Here is a 13,138-nt window from a genome sequence, read left to right on the forward strand (position 1 = left end):
AGTGAAATGACTACGACCGCGATCACCGAGCCTGCCGCGGCCGCCGCTGGGACGGTCAACATCCTGATCGTCGACGACGAGCCGCGCAACCTGGCGGTGCTGGAGTCGATCCTGGACGACCCCAGCTACCGGCTGGTGCGCGCGGGCACGGGGGAGGAGGCGCTGCTCGCGCTGATGGCCGACGAGTTCGCGCTGCTGGTGCTGGACGTGCGCATGCCGGGCATGACCGGCTTCGAGCTGGCGCAGATGATCAAGGAGCGCAAGAAGACCGCGCGGATCCCGATCATCTTCCTCACCGCCTACTACAACGAGGACCAGCACGTCCTGGAGGGCTACGGCACCGGCGCGGTGGACTACCTGCACAAGCCGGTGAATCCGGCGGTGCTGCGGTCCAAGGTGGCCGTGTTCGCCGAGCTGCACCGCAAGGGGCGCGAGCTGGAGCAGGCGAACGCGCGCCTGAGCGAGCTCAACGCCTCGCTGGACCAGCGCGTCACCGAGCGCACGCTGGAACTGCAGGAAAGCGAGGCGCGCCTGCTGGAGGCCCACCGGCGCAAGGACGAATTCCTGGCCACGCTGGCGCACGAACTGCGCAACCCGCTGGCGCCGGTCCGCAACGCCATCCACTACTTGAAGCTGCGCGGACCGGACACGCCCGACGTGCACTGGGCCAGCGACGTGATCGACCGGCAGGTCGGCGCCATGGGGCGCCTCATCGAGGACCTGATGGACATCAGCCGCATCAACCAGGGCCGGATCGAACTGCGGCGCGAGCAGGTCGCGCTCGACGCGGTGCTGGCCGACGCGGTGGAGACGGTCCAGCCGCAGATCGACGGCGCCGGCCACAAGCTCACCGTGCTGCAGCCGCCCATGAAGCTGCTGGTCGACGCCGACCGCGCGCGGCTGGCGCAGGCGTTCGCCAATCTCCTGAGCAACGCGGCCAAGTACACGGATCCCGGCGGGCAGATCGAGCTGGGCGTGGTGGCCGACGGCGGCATGGCCGTCGTGGCGGTCCGCGACAGCGGCATCGGCATCGCGCCCGAGCGGCTGGAGAGCGTGTTCGAGATGTTCTCGCAGGACGTGCCGGCGCTGGCCCGGGCGCGCGGCGGCCTGGGCATCGGGCTGGCCCTCACGCGCCGGCTGGTGCACCTGCATGGCGGCAGCATCGGCGCCAGCAGCGAAGGCGGCGGCAAGGGCAGCGTGTTCCGCGTCTGGCTGCCGGTGGCGGCGACCCGCGCGGCCGATGCGCCGACCGCCGAGGCGCCGGCTCCGGCCTGCGCCGAGGGCGCGCTGCGCATCCTGGTGGCGGACGACAACCGCGACGCCGCCGAGACCATGGGCATCCTGCTGGAGATGATGGGCCACCAGGTGCAGCGCGTGCACGACGGCGAGGCGGCGGTGCAGGCCGCGGGCAGCTTCCGGCCGGAGCTGGTGCTGCTGGACATAGGCATGCCCGGGGTGAACGGCTACGAGGCCTGCCGGCGCATCCGCGCCCAGGCCGGCGCCGCCGCGCCGAAGCTGGTCGCCGTGACCGGCTGGGGCCAGCCGCACGACGTGCAGAGCGCGCGCGACGCCGGCTTCGACCACCACCTGGTCAAGCCGGTGGACATGGACGCGCTGATGCACGTCGTCGAGGCCTGCGTGGCGGCCTCCGGTCGCGCCTGAACTTGACGCCCGACAAGTTCGGGCGCGGGGCAGCCTCCATAGTGAACGTGAAGGCGGCGACGGCGCCGCCGACGCAGCGAAGGAGGTCCCATGAACGCATTGACCCGACGCGGCGGACTGTTCGACGAGTTCTTCCGCGACTTCTCCCCCGGCTACTTCGTCCAGCCCCTGCACGGCGATCCCTTGCCTGGGCAGGTGAAGCTCGACGTGCGGGAGAGCGAAGGCGCCTTCGAGGTGCAGGCCGAGGTCCCCGGCGTGAAGAAGGAAGACATCCAGGTCGAGGTGGACGGCAACGTGCTGAGCCTGCGGGCCGAAGTACGGCAGGAGGACGCCACCGAAGGCGGCGAGGGCCGGCCCCTGCGCCGCGAGCGCTACTACGGCTCGGTGGCGCGCACCCTGCAGCTGCCGGCGGAAGTCGACGAGAGCCAGTGCAAGGCGCATTACGAGAACGGCGTGCTGCGGCTGACGCTGCCGAAGAAGGTGCAGACAAAGGCGCAGCGCCGCGTGGCGATCGAATGACGGGTGAAGAAAAGGGCCTTCCGGAGGGAAGGCCCTTTCTTCGCTTCAGGAGCGGACTCAGACCACGTCGAAGCTCCACACCGCGCGCGATTCGTTGCCGGCGCGGTCACGGACCGAGAGTTCGGCCACGTGGCGGCCGCGCGGCAGGTCTTCGCGGAAGCGGATCTCTTCGGTGCTGATGCGCGCGGCGGCGGTCACGTCACGGCCGTCGATGCGCAGGCGCACGGAGGCCGGATCCACGCCGCTGCGGTTGTCGCTCAGGCGGGCGGACAGGCGGGTGCTGTGGCCGTTCTCGACCAGGCGTTCGCCGTTGGCGGGCGTGATGTCCATGATCCGCGGCGGCATGTCGTCACGCCCGGAACGTCCTGCGAAGCGTTGCTCGCGGTCCGCCATGTTCACGCGGGCGGCCGTGTGCTGGCCGCCGGTGCGCAGATTGGCCACCGCGCGATTGAGCAGCGAAACGTCGTCCGAACGCCGGATCGTGTAGCTGCCCACGTACACCCCGGGCTGGGTCTCGTGCAGCGGCAGGTCACGCACCGTATTGACGATGTTCACGGTCACGTCCGAGCGCGGCGTGCCGATCAGGCGGAATTGCAGCACGCGCCCCGGCTCCAGCCGGCCACCCAGTTCCGCGACGAAGGAGTCGATCGCCGGTGCGCCATAGGGTGCCTGCGCAGCGCGGTATTGCGGCTGGTCCTGGGCCACGCGGTATTGTGGCTGGTCCTGAGCGACGCGGTATTGCGGCTGGTACTGCGCAGCCGCGGGAAGGGCGACGAGCGCCGCGCCCAGGGGCGCCAGCAGCATCGCGGCGGTGGCAACATGTTTGCGAAAGTTCGGGTTCATGGAAGCTCCTTTCAGTATTTGGATTCCATGGGAACGAGATTAAGGCGGCCCGGATGAACGTACGCTGAACCGGACGCGGTTTGCGCGTAGTCGGAAGGAAGTCATCCGCAGGGATGCTCGCCTACATGGGCGTGCGCCTCAGCAGGTGCGCGTCCCCGGGCGCCTGGAAGAAGCCGGTGCCGTGAAGCTCTGCGCCGCGGCCTATGATCGCGCCGACATGGCAGGCACGCTCCACTATCTCGAGTTCGACTTCAGCGAGGACGACCAGGGCCGCGGCAGCTTTGACGCGATGGCCGCCGCGGCCCCGGCGCAGCTGGAGGCCCTGCAGGCCGAAGTGGCGCGCCTGCTCGAATGGTCGCAGGCGCAGTTCGGCGCGCCCGGCGCACTGGACGACGGCGCGGAATGGGACTACGAACTGCAGGGCGTGCGCGAACTCGCGACGACGCTGCAGGTGCGCTTCCGTCCGGGCGCGGGCCTGGACCTGCGGCCCGGGCCCACCGGCGAACCGCGCGTGACGCTCAGCCTGACGCTCACGGGGACGCCCGCGTTCTGCGATGCCTTGCGGGAAACCTTCGCCCTGGAGTGATGGTTTTCGGGCTGGGGCGATCGGGTCCGTCCGCTGCTGCAGGTGGCGGCAGGCGGCTCGACGAAGCGGTCACCGGCGCCGCGTCGAAGTCACGCCTGCCGCCAGCCTGCGCCAGCAGACCGGGATGCGTCGGGAAGTGGGCGCGATGAACACGATGGAGCGCGGCCCATCAGGCGGCGGCCGCCTGCAGGAAGCTGGTGCGGCCCGGCGCCATGTGCAGGGTCGGCGGATGCCGCACCACCGGCTTGCGGCCTTCCAGCACGTCGGCGATGTGGCGCGCCAGCGCTGCCGGCGCGGCGGCAATCCCCGCGAAGCCCGGCGCGTGGTCCACGTCCACGATCACGGGGCCGCCCGGGCCTTCGATCACGTCGAGGCCGTACACGCTCAGGCCGAACACGCGCCCGCAACGCAAGGCGATCTCGCGCAGCGGGTCGTCCACCGAGAGCAGCGGCAGCGGCGCCGCGCCGGCCACCGGCACGGGCACCGCGAACACTTCCTCGCCGATCACCTGGATGCGCAGGTCCGGCCCGCGCGAGTCGATGTATTCCTGCACCAGCACCGGCTGGTCGCGCAAGGGGATGGCCGCGAGGTCGTCGGGGCTGTGCGCCACGATCTGCACGGCGCCGCAGGCGCCCCGGTAGGGCTTGACGACCACCGGCTGCTCCAGCGCCAGCTCGCACAGCATCGCGAAATCCGCGCTCACCCACGAGCGCGGAACGGGCACGCCCGCGGCCGCCAGCCGGCTGACCGCGGTGATCCGGTTCTGCGCCAGTGCGCAGGCCGGGTAGGGATTGAGGAACTGCCCGCCCCGGTCGTGCAGCACGGCGGCCACGCTGAGGGCCAGCTCGCTGCAGGACTTCAGCACGTACATGTCGTGCCGCGCGCAGAGGCGGTCCGGGCACAGCAGCGCCGTCTCCGGGATGCCCCGGCTCACGGTGAAACCCTGGTCGGCCAGCAGCGCCATCGCCGCCACGAAGGTGGCGTTGGGCTCGGGCTGCACCCGCTGGTCCAGGAGGAAATGGATCTTCATGCTTCGATGCTAGGAGAGCGCGCCCGTTTTCGCGACGGCCGCAGGTGACCGCGGAGGCCCCCCTGCTTGCGCGAATTGCTGGCACCTTGGTTCTTCATGGACGAATGGCTCGCGTCGCGGGACGGGCGCGGCTCAGCGCGCGTCCGCCCGTGCGACGCCCTGGACCGGCTGGCCCTCCCAGCCGCCCCCGAGGGCGCGGTAGAGGGCCGTGGCCGACGTGAAGCGCGCGAGCCGCGGCTGGTCGATCGCCGCTTCCGCGGCGAGCAGCGTGCGCTGGGCGTCGAGCACATTGACGTAGCTTTCGGCCCCCGCGCGCCAGCGGACGTCGGTGAGGCGGTTGGCTTCGCGCGCCGAACCGGCGGCGGCCAGCAGCAGTTGTTCCTGACGCGCGAACTGTTCGAGGCCGGCCAGCGCCTCCTCGACCTCCCGGAAGGACGTCACCACGGTCTGCAGATACAGCTCGGCCCGCTCCACCTTCTGGGCCTGCGCGAGCTCGACCCGGCTGCGCAGCGCGCCGCCATCGAAGAGGGTGGCCGCCAGCGTCGCCGCCAGCGTGTAGAAGCCGCCGCCGCCCGAGCCGAGCAGGTTGGCCACGGTGCCGCCGCCCGCGCCGGCCACGGCGCGCAGCGTCAGGGTGGGCAGCAGGGCGCCGCGGGCCGCGCCCACGTCGGCGTTCGCGGCGACCAGGCTCGCTTCGGCGCGGCGGATGTCGGGCCGCCGCTCCACCAGCAGCGCCGGCACCCCGCCATGGGTAGGGGGCAGCTGCAGCGCGCGCAGGGAACCCCGCGGATCGGGGGCCTGCTCCGGCGGCTGGCCGAGCAGCACCGCGAGCACGCCCCGGGCCACCGCGCGTTGCTGCAGCAGCGCCGGGATGGCCGATTCGGTGGTGGCCACCAGCGAGCGCTGGCGTTCCAGCTCCAGGGAGGTCGTGCGGCCGGCCTGCTGCTGCACGGCCAGCAGGTCGAGGAGGCGCCTCGCCAGGGCGAGGTTCTCCTGCGCCACCTGCAGGCGGTCGTTGAGCGACAGGATGTTGAACCAGGCGTTGGCGACGTCGGCGGTGAGCTGCAGGCGGATCGTTTCCCGGTCGAACTCGCTGGCCAGCAACTGGGCGGCGCCGGAAGCGGCGATGTCGCGCTGCCGGCCCCACAGGTCCACCTCGTAGGCGGCCGAGAAGCCGGCGGTGTAGTCGTTGACGGCCGACTCGCCGACGTCCTTGTGGCGCTCCCCGCTGAGGGCGAATCCTAGGACGGGCGACTGCAGGGCGGAGGCCAGCCTCGCATTGGCGCGGGCCTGCTCGACCCGGGCCGCGGCCATGCGCAGGTCGTGGTTGGCCAGTTGCGCCTGCGCGATCAGGGCATCCAGTTCGGGGCTGCCGAAGGCCGACCACCAGCGGCTGTCGGGCCAGGCCGCATCGGACGCGGGCGCGAGCCAGCGCGAGGGTGCCGGCACGGGAGGCCGCTCGTAGCGGTCGGCCTGCGTCGCGCAACCGGCGGCGGCGAGGGCGCACAGGAGGGACAGCGCGCGGCGGGACCAGCGGGGCGGCATCATCCCTTACTCCGTGGCGAGGGCGGTGACGGGGTCCATGCGCGCGGCGCGGCGCGCCGGCAGGAACCCGAACAGCAGCCCGATCAGGAAGGCGCTGCCGAAGGCCATGGCGACGGGGGGCAGCGAGAAGACGACCGGCGAGCCGAGGCGGCCCGCGACCCAGGCCGCGGCGAGCCCGCCCGCCACGCCGATCGCGCCGCCGACCGAGCACACCACCAGGGCCTCCGTCATGAACTGCAGCAGGATGTGCAGCATGCGGGCGCCGGTCGCCATGCGGATCCCGATCTCGCGGATGCGCTCGGTCACCGACACCAGCATGATGTTCATCACGCCGATGCCGCCCACCAGCAGCGAGATCGCGGCGATGGAGCCGAGCAGCATGGTCATGGTGTTCTGCGTCTCGCTGGCCGTTTCCATCAGCGAGGCGTTGTTGCGGATCTGGAAGTCCACCTTGCGGTGGCGTTCCGTCAGCAGCGCGGCGATCGCCGCCTCGGTCTCCTCCACCTGCTCCATGTCGGCCACCTGCACGGTGATCACGCGCACGTAGTTGCGCCCGAACAGGCGCATGCGCGCGGTCGACAGGGGCATCAGGATGGTGTCGTCCATGTCGGTGCCGGAGGAGTTCGCGCCCTTGGGCGCCAGCACGCCGATCACCTGGAAGGGGATGTTGTTGATCAGGACGTAGCGGCCGACCGGGTTCTCGCCCCGGCGGAACAGGTTGTCCACCACCGTCTTGCCCAGCACCGCGACCGGCGCCACGCCGCGCACGTCGGCGTCGGAGAAGAAGGTGCCGCGCGCGGTGGACCAGTTCCGGGCCCGCGCGTAGTTCGCCGTGGCGCCCGTGCCCAGGGTCACGTAGTCGTTCTCGCCGTAGCGCACCGTGACCCCGCGTGCATGTTCGCCGACCGATTCGCGCACGTTGGGCAGCTCGCCGATGGCCTCGGCATCCTCGGCGACCAGCGCGGCGCTCTCGTCGCGGGTGCGCACGTTGCGCGCGCCGGGCCGCACCACCAGCAGGTCGGTGCCCATGGCCTCGATGCGCGAGAGCACCTGCGCCTTGCTGCCGTCGCCCAGGGCGAGCATGGCGATCACGGCCCCGACGCCGATGATGATGCCCAGCAGCGTGAGCACGGTGCGGAACAGGTTGGTGCGCAGCGAGCGCAGGGCCATCTTCACCGCCTCGATCACGTCGGGCAGCAGGCTGGTGCGCGTCGCGGACGGCGCGGCGGGCTGCGGCGCCGGGGCAGGGGCCCGCGCGGGGGCGGTGCGGCGGTCGTCCACCACCTCGCCGTCCCTTAGCTGGATGACGCGCTCCGCCTCCGAGGCCACCGTGTGGTCGTGCGTGATGAGGATGATCGTGTGGCCGGCCCGGTGCAGCTCGTGCAGCTGCGCCATCACCTCGCGGCCGCTCTTCGTGTCGAGCGCACCGGTGGGCTCGTCGGCCAGGATCACGCGGCCGCCGTTCATGAGCGCCCGCGCGATCGACACCCGCTGCTGCTGGCCGCCGGAGAGCTGGGTCGGCCGGTAGTCCACGCGGTCGCGCAGGCCCAGCCGCTCCAGCAGCGCGCGGGCGCGCGCGCTGCGCTCGCGGCGGGCCATGCCGGCGTACACGGCCGGGATCTCCACGTTCTCCGCCGCGGTCTCGTTGCCGATCAGGTTGTAGCGCTGGAAGATGAAGCCGAAGGTGCCGCGGCGCAGGGCCGCCAGCGCGTCGGCGTCCAGCCGCGCCACGTCGCGGCCGGCGAACAGGTACTCGCCCGAACTCGGCTTGTCGAGGCAGCCGAGGATGTTCATCAGCGTGCTCTTGCCGGAGCCGGACTGGCCCACGATGGCGACGAACTCGCCTTCGCGGATGGCCAGCGTGATGCCGTGCAGCACCCGCACCGGCGTGCCGCCGGAGGGATACGACTTGACGATGTCGCGCAGCTCGATCAGGGCTGGGGCCATGCCTCAGTCCGCCGCCTTCTTCGCCTTGCCGGCCTTCGCCCTGGCCGCTGCGTTGTCGACGACGACTTCCTCGCCCACCACCAGGCCGCTGGTCACCTGCGCCTGCAGGCGGGTCTGCAGGCCCACGGTGACCGTGCGCTCCTCGACCTGGCCGCCGTCGTTGACGACGCGCACGAGGTAGGCCTTGTCGGGCCGCGGCTCCTTCGCCGCGGCCGTCTCCTGTCCGTCCTGCCTGTCCTGCTTGCCGCGCGGGCGCTCCTTCAGCGGCTTGACGGCCGTCTGCAGCGCGGCCACGGGGATCGCGACGGCGTTCTCGGCGCTTGCCACACGGAAGAACACCTGCGTGCTCATTTGCGGCTTCAATGCGCCATCGGGGTTGGTCACGTCGAACAGCACGTTGTAGAGGACCACGTTGTTGACCGTCTCCGGCGTGGGCATCACCTGGCGCACCTGGCCCTTCCAGCGGCGGTCCGGCAGGCCCAGGGTGTTGAAGTACACGGGCATGCCGACGTTCACGCGCGGCACGTCGGCTTCCGAGACCTGCGCCCAGACGGTCATGGTGCTGAGGTCCGCGATGCGCAGGATGACCGGCGCCTGCTGGTTGGACACCAGGGTCTGGCCCTGGCGCGCGTTGAGCGAGACGATGGTGCCGCTCATGGGCGCGTAGATGCGCGTGTAGCGCAGGTTGGCCTCGTCGCCGGAGAGCGAGGACAGCGCCTGCTGGATCTGCGCCCGCACCGCGTCGACCTGCGCCCGCGCCTGGACGGCGGCGGCGTCGGTCTGCTGCGTGAGCTCCTCGCTCACGGCGTCGGCGGCGCGCAGCTTGCGGTTGCGGTCGCGCAGCAGGTCCGCCAGCTGCGCCTGCGCCTCGCGTTCGCGCAGCTGCGCGTGCAGGTTCTGCAGCTGGGCGCGGCCGGTGGCCACCTTGGACTCGAACACGGTGGGATCGATCTCGGCCACCAGGTCGCCCTTCTTCACCACGTCGCCGACGGCGACGCGCAAGGTGCGCAGCTGCCCGGTCACCTGCGTGCCCACGTCCACGTATTCGAGCGGCTGCACCGTGCCGGTGGCCGACACGATGTCCTCGATGGTGGCGATCTCGGCGACCGCGGTGGTGAAGCGCGCGGGTGGCTCGCCGCCGGCGAACTGCCAGGCGGCCGCCCCCGCGCCGGCCAGCGCCAGCGCGCCCAGCCAGCCGAAGCGCTTCCACAGCGGACGCGCCGGCGCGCCGTCGTCTCCGGTGGGGACCTGCGCTGCTGCGGCCGGTGCGGCCTCGTCCCAGGCCACCGGCAGGCGGAGGCGGCTCATGTCGGCTACGGTGTCGCGATGTCCCATGGGCCCCGATGCTAGGAACGACCCCCGGTCGTCGCGAGGTCCGGTGGTGGCTGCGACGGGCTACCTCTTTCGCAAAATGGAGGCACGATGGTGCCCTTCACACGAACGCCGTTAGATTTGTGTCGATGAGTTTCGTCTTCCGTCCCGCGCAGGGGAATCCGTCGCCCTCCTTCGCGCTCGTCATGGCCACCGGCATCCTGGCGGTGGCCGCGCGCCAGCAGGGACTGGACACCCTGGCGATGCTGCTGTTCGAGTGCGCCGTGCTCGCGTGGGTCCTGCTCTCGCTGCTGTCGCTGTGGCGGCTCGCGCGCCATCGCGGCGACGTGGCGCAGGACCTGGCGAGCCTGCAGCGCGCCCCCGCCTTCTTCACGGCGGTCGCGGGGACCGGCGTGCTCGCGAGCGGCCTGCTGGTGCTCGACGGGGGATTCGCGTGGGCGGCGGTGCTCGCGCTGCTGGCGCTGGTGCTGTGGACCGTGCTGACCTACGGCGTGTTCGCCGCGGTGATCACCAGCGAGGACAAGCAGCCGCTGGAGCGCGGCATCGGCGGCGCTTGGCTGCTCGCCGTGGTGGCGTGCCAGTCGGTGGCGGTGACGGCAGCGCTGCTCTCGTCGCACGTCGGGCAGCCCTGGCGGCTGCAGCTGAATTTCCTCGCGCTGGGCCTGTGGCTGTTCGGCGGCATGCTGTACACGTGGATCATCGCGCTGATCTTCCAGCGCACGCTGTTCTTCCGCTTCGCGCCGGCCGACCTCGCGCCACCGTACTGGATCAACATGGGCGCGATGGCGATTTCCACCCTGGCCGGCGCGCAACTGGTGGCCAACGCCGCGCAGGCCCCGTTGCTGGAGGCGCTGCTGCCCTTCCTCAAGGGCTTCACGATCCTCTACTGGGCCACCGGAACGTGGTGGCTCCCGCTGCTGGTGGCGCTCACCGCCTGGCGCTACCTGCTGCGGCGCGATCCCCTGCGCGCGGATGCGCTGGACTGGAGCATGGTGTTCCCGCTGGGCATGTATTCGGCCGCCACCCACAACATGGACGCGGCGCTGCAGCTGCACCTGCTGGCCCCGCTGGGCAGCGTGTTCTTCGGCCTGGCGCTGCTGGCCTGGGTGGCGACGGCGCTGCTGCGTTCGAGCGCGTGGGTGCGGCGCGTCCGCGCGGCGGCCGCGGCCTGAAACCGGCCCGCCGCCGGGGCAGCCGCGACGACCGCTGGACGCCGGGCCCCGGGCGGTGCCGCCACGGTTGGGCAAAATGCGGTCCCATGCTCGAGCGACAGCTTTACCTGGATTGCGATGGCGTGCTGGCGGACTTCGACCGCGGCGCGGAACAGGTGCTGGGCGTGCCGCACCGCGTGTTCGAGGCGCACCACGGCCGGGAGCGCTTGTGGGCGCAGCTCGCGCAGGCGCCGGACTTCTTCTACCACCTGCCCCTCATGCCCGGCGCGAAGCAGCTGTTCGCCGCCGTGCGGCACCTGCATCCCGCCATCCTGACCGGGCTGCCCCGCGGCGACTGGGCCGCGGCGCAGAAGGTGCGCTGGGCGGCGCACCACTTCCCCGGCACGCGGATCATCACCTGCCTCGCGGCCGACAAGCGCGACCATTGCTGCGCCGGCGACGTGCTGGTGGACGACATGCTGATGTACCGGCACCTGTGGGAAGACGCGGGCGGCGTCTTCGTGCACTACCGCGATGCGCGGCAGGCGATGGAGGAACTCGCCGGCCTCTTCGCGCAGCCTCGGGACAGGGAACGGTTCGGTACCGTACCGTTCCTCTATAGGGAATCTTCTCAACCGTAGGAGGGTGCACGCGGCTTGCAGTCCCGCAGGGCAGGCTTGTAAAGTGATTGGCCCATCCATTCCGCGGCCCGCCCATGATCTCCCACTCTCCCGAACAGGCAGCAATCGCTTCGGACCTGGCGCGCCGGCTCACCGCCTACGAGGACGGACTGCGCGAACTGCTTCAGCGCCGTTGGGACCCGGAGCTCTACCGCGAGCTCTCCGACCGCTTCGACGAGATGCAGATGCAGGCCACGCTGCTGCCCAAGCTGGGCGTGTCCTGGACGGAGCTGCTGATCACGCGGGTGGACCTCACGCACGCCCTGTGGAGCCTGAGTTCGCCGAGCCGCATGAACGGCAAGGTGGTCGCCTTCCACGCCAGGCACAAGGTGCTGATCGAGGAAGTGCGGCGCAAGTGCCTCGAGTACGTCGCCAAGGGCGAGCGGGTCGGCGCCTGAGCCCGGGCCCAAGGGCCTAGGGAATCCCCGCGAGCGAGCGCCCTTCCGGCGTGAGCCGCAGGATGTGCAGGCCGGTGTTCGCGCGGTCCACCGCGTAGACGAAGCCGCGTTCGTCCACCTCCACGTTGTTCGTCTGGATCGCCGTGCGGCAGCGGTCCTGCCCGTCGACCTTCACGCAGCGCGGCGCCGTGTTCGCCGTGGTCGCCGGGATGTAGAAGCCGATCTCGCGCGGCTGGAAGGGATTGCGGATGTCCAGCGCGCGCACGCCCGCGTTGAAGTGGGCGAGGAACACCAGCTTGCGGTAGTAGACCGGCGCGAAGCTCTCGTTCGACGAGTGCGTGCCGAATCGGCCGCCCCGGCTGCAGAAGCCGCCGCTCGCCTCCGGCACGGTGAAGTTCGAGATGAACTGCGGCCGCGTCTCCACGCTGATGTCGACCAGCCAGGCCATCTGGCGCGGCTCGGCGCACTCGTTGGCGATCGCCTCGTTCACCACCAGCAGCACGTCGCGCCGGGCTTCACGGTCGTGCGCGAACTCGGCCACCTGGAGGCCGAGGATGGGAAAGGCGGTGTGGGCGCCGGTCATGGGCGCCATGTCGAGGCGCGCGACCTGCGGCGAGAGCAGGTTCTCCGCCGTGGGCTCCTTCGCGCCGCGCAGCAGCTTCAGGCGGTCCACGATCTGCACGATGCCATTCTTGTTGGTGCCGTAGCCGAAATAGACCCGGTTGCCGCCGGGCCCGGTGGAGATCGCGCCGTGCAGTTCCTGCGGCGGCTCGCCGGTGGAACCGGGCTGCTGCCCCGGCAGGCCGAAGTTGCGCACGAACGTGGGCCGCGCCGGATCGGACAGGTCGTACACCTGGGTCATGCGGCGCGTGCGCCAGCCTTCGAGCCCCGAGACGAGGTAGGCGATGCCGCCGTCGCATTCCCAGAAGTTCTTGTGCGTGCCCTTCAGGCCGCCGAGCTGCGCCAGGCGCACCGGCGCGGAGGGATTCGTCACGTCCCACACCTCGTGGGCCGAGTTGCCGAAGGTGCGCAGCATGTAGAACTTCGCGGGATCGGCCTTGGGCAGGCCGCGCCCCGGGCACACGCGCACCATCTGCGCGCCGCCGGCCTCGTCGAGGCCTTCCTCGCCGGGGACGTGGGCCAGCAGGCGCGGGTTCGCCGGATCGGTGACGTCGAGGATCGAGGTGCCGTTGAACTCCGCGCGGCCGGCGAGCGGGTTCATCGGCTTCGGGTCCTGCGCGCTGCCGCCGTGGTGGCCGACGTAGAGGATCCAGCGGCCGTCCTGGTTCTGGATCGTGGGCTGGTAGGCGCTGCGGGCCTGCAGCGCGTGCTGGCCCACCAGCTCCAGGTTGCGCGACTCGGCGCCGTGCTGCGCCTGCACGGCGCCGGCGCAGCAGGTCGCGGCCGCGAGGGCCGCGCAGGCGCGGATCGTTGTCATGGTTCTT

The 13,138-nt window shown here is 71.5% G+C and carries 12 protein-coding genes; 6 read left to right on the top strand and 6 right to left on the bottom strand.

The window, feature by feature from the left end; all coding sequences use genetic code 11:
- Nucleotides 1-6 precede the first annotated feature (6 nt).
- Nucleotides 7-1,662, top strand: a complete 1,656-nt coding sequence (locus tag JJ685_RS17140; protein ID WP_201675538.1) for a response regulator — start codon at nucleotides 7-9, stop codon at nucleotides 1,660-1,662.
- A 90-nt stretch (nucleotides 1,663-1,752) separates the two neighbouring features.
- Nucleotides 1,753-2,181, top strand: coding sequence for an Hsp20/alpha crystallin family protein (locus tag JJ685_RS17145; protein WP_201675539.1), 429 nt, complete (start codon nucleotides 1,753-1,755; stop codon nucleotides 2,179-2,181).
- Nucleotides 2,182-2,238: 57 nt separating this feature from the next.
- Here JJ685_RS17145 and JJ685_RS17150 read toward each other — a convergent pair whose 3' ends face one another.
- Entirely contained in the window at nucleotides 2,239-3,024 is a 786-nt protein-coding gene (locus JJ685_RS17150) for a hypothetical protein (RefSeq protein WP_201675540.1), read from the bottom strand.
- A 181-nt stretch (nucleotides 3,025-3,205) separates the two neighbouring features.
- On the opposite strand from JJ685_RS17150, the gene JJ685_RS17155 reads away from it, so the two are divergent.
- On the top strand, nucleotides 3,206-3,610 hold the full coding sequence (locus tag JJ685_RS17155; protein ID WP_330901793.1) for a hypothetical protein: 405 nt from the start codon (nucleotides 3,206-3,208) through the stop codon (nucleotides 3,608-3,610).
- Nucleotides 3,611-3,779: 169 nt separating this feature from the next.
- Here the strand turns inward: JJ685_RS17155 and JJ685_RS17160 are convergent, their stop codons facing one another.
- The 4 genes from JJ685_RS17160 to JJ685_RS17175 all read right to left on the bottom strand — a co-directional run bounded on the left by JJ685_RS17160 (nucleotide 3,780) and on the right by JJ685_RS17175 (nucleotide 9,440).
- Nucleotides 3,780-4,640: an ATP-grasp domain-containing protein gene (locus JJ685_RS17160; RefSeq protein ID WP_201675541.1), complete on the bottom strand. Its 861-nt coding sequence runs from the start codon at nucleotides 4,638-4,640 to the stop codon at nucleotides 3,780-3,782.
- Nucleotides 4,641-4,772: 132 nt separating this feature from the next.
- Nucleotides 4,773-6,188 carry an efflux transporter outer membrane subunit gene (locus JJ685_RS17165; RefSeq protein ID WP_201675542.1) on the bottom strand — a complete coding sequence of 472 codons (1,416 nt, stop codon included), beginning with the start codon at nucleotides 6,186-6,188 and terminating at the stop codon, nucleotides 4,773-4,775.
- A gap of 3 nt (nucleotides 6,189-6,191) precedes the next feature.
- Complete coding sequence (locus tag JJ685_RS17170) at nucleotides 6,192-8,132, bottom strand: MacB family efflux pump subunit (RefSeq protein ID WP_201675543.1); 1,941 nt, start codon at nucleotides 8,130-8,132, stop codon at nucleotides 6,192-6,194.
- 3 nt (nucleotides 8,133-8,135) lie between these two features.
- Complete coding sequence (locus JJ685_RS17175) at nucleotides 8,136-9,440, bottom strand: efflux RND transporter periplasmic adaptor subunit (protein WP_201675544.1); 1,305 nt, start codon at nucleotides 9,438-9,440, stop codon at nucleotides 8,136-8,138.
- A gap of 152 nt (nucleotides 9,441-9,592) precedes the next feature.
- Here JJ685_RS17175 and JJ685_RS17180 point away from each other — a divergent pair, with 152 nt between their 5' ends.
- From JJ685_RS17180 to JJ685_RS17190, 3 genes are all read left to right on the top strand, one after another.
- Nucleotides 9,593-10,636, top strand: a complete 1,044-nt coding sequence (locus tag JJ685_RS17180; RefSeq protein ID WP_201675545.1) for a tellurite resistance/C4-dicarboxylate transporter family protein — start codon at nucleotides 9,593-9,595, stop codon at nucleotides 10,634-10,636.
- Between the two features lie 86 nt (nucleotides 10,637-10,722).
- Nucleotides 10,723-11,256 (top strand): 5' nucleotidase, NT5C type, encoded by a 534-nt coding sequence (locus JJ685_RS17185; protein ID WP_201675546.1) that lies wholly within the window; start codon nucleotides 10,723-10,725, stop codon nucleotides 11,254-11,256.
- A gap of 74 nt (nucleotides 11,257-11,330) precedes the next feature.
- Complete coding sequence (locus JJ685_RS17190; RefSeq protein ID WP_201675547.1) at nucleotides 11,331-11,693, top strand: hypothetical protein; 363 nt, start codon at nucleotides 11,331-11,333, stop codon at nucleotides 11,691-11,693.
- A gap of 16 nt (nucleotides 11,694-11,709) precedes the next feature.
- On the opposite strand, the gene JJ685_RS17195 is transcribed toward JJ685_RS17190, so the two are convergent.
- A complete protein-coding gene (locus JJ685_RS17195) occupies nucleotides 11,710-13,131 on the bottom strand; it encodes an LVIVD repeat-containing protein (RefSeq protein WP_201675548.1) in 1,422 nt (473 codons plus the stop codon).
- Between the last annotated feature and the right edge of the window lie 7 nt (nucleotides 13,132-13,138).

The sequence above is a fragment of the Ramlibacter monticola genome (assembly GCF_016722785.1).
GTDB lineage: Bacteria > Pseudomonadota > Gammaproteobacteria > Burkholderiales > Burkholderiaceae_C > Ramlibacter > Ramlibacter monticola.

Excerpts from the sequence above, each read along its gene's own strand:
- JJ685_RS17140 (WP_201675538.1), top strand. The coding sequence starts at position 7 with ATGACTACGACCGCGATCACCGAGCCTGCCGCGGCCGCCGCTGGGACG.
- JJ685_RS17145 (WP_201675539.1), top strand. The coding sequence starts at position 1,753 with ATGAACGCATTGACCCGACGCGGCGGACTGTTCGACGAGTTCTTCCGC.
- JJ685_RS17150 (WP_201675540.1), bottom strand. The coding sequence starts at position 3,024 with ATGAACCCGAACTTTCGCAAACATGTTGCCACCGCCGCGATGCTGCTG.
- JJ685_RS17160 (WP_201675541.1), bottom strand. The coding sequence starts at position 4,640 with ATGAAGATCCATTTCCTCCTGGACCAGCGGGTGCAGCCCGAGCCCAAC.
- JJ685_RS17165 (WP_201675542.1), bottom strand. The coding sequence starts at position 6,188 with ATGATGCCGCCCCGCTGGTCCCGCCGCGCGCTGTCCCTCCTGTGCGCC.
- JJ685_RS17170 (WP_201675543.1), bottom strand. The coding sequence starts at position 8,132 with ATGGCCCCAGCCCTGATCGAGCTGCGCGACATCGTCAAGTCGTATCCC.
- JJ685_RS17175 (WP_201675544.1), bottom strand. The coding sequence starts at position 9,440 with ATGAGCCGCCTCCGCCTGCCGGTGGCCTGGGACGAGGCCGCACCGGCC.
- JJ685_RS17180 (WP_201675545.1), top strand. The coding sequence starts at position 9,593 with ATGAGTTTCGTCTTCCGTCCCGCGCAGGGGAATCCGTCGCCCTCCTTC.
- JJ685_RS17185 (WP_201675546.1), top strand. The coding sequence starts at position 10,723 with ATGCTCGAGCGACAGCTTTACCTGGATTGCGATGGCGTGCTGGCGGAC.
- JJ685_RS17190 (WP_201675547.1), top strand. The coding sequence starts at position 11,331 with ATGATCTCCCACTCTCCCGAACAGGCAGCAATCGCTTCGGACCTGGCG.
- JJ685_RS17195 (WP_201675548.1), bottom strand. The coding sequence starts at position 13,131 with ATGACAACGATCCGCGCCTGCGCGGCCCTCGCGGCCGCGACCTGCTGC.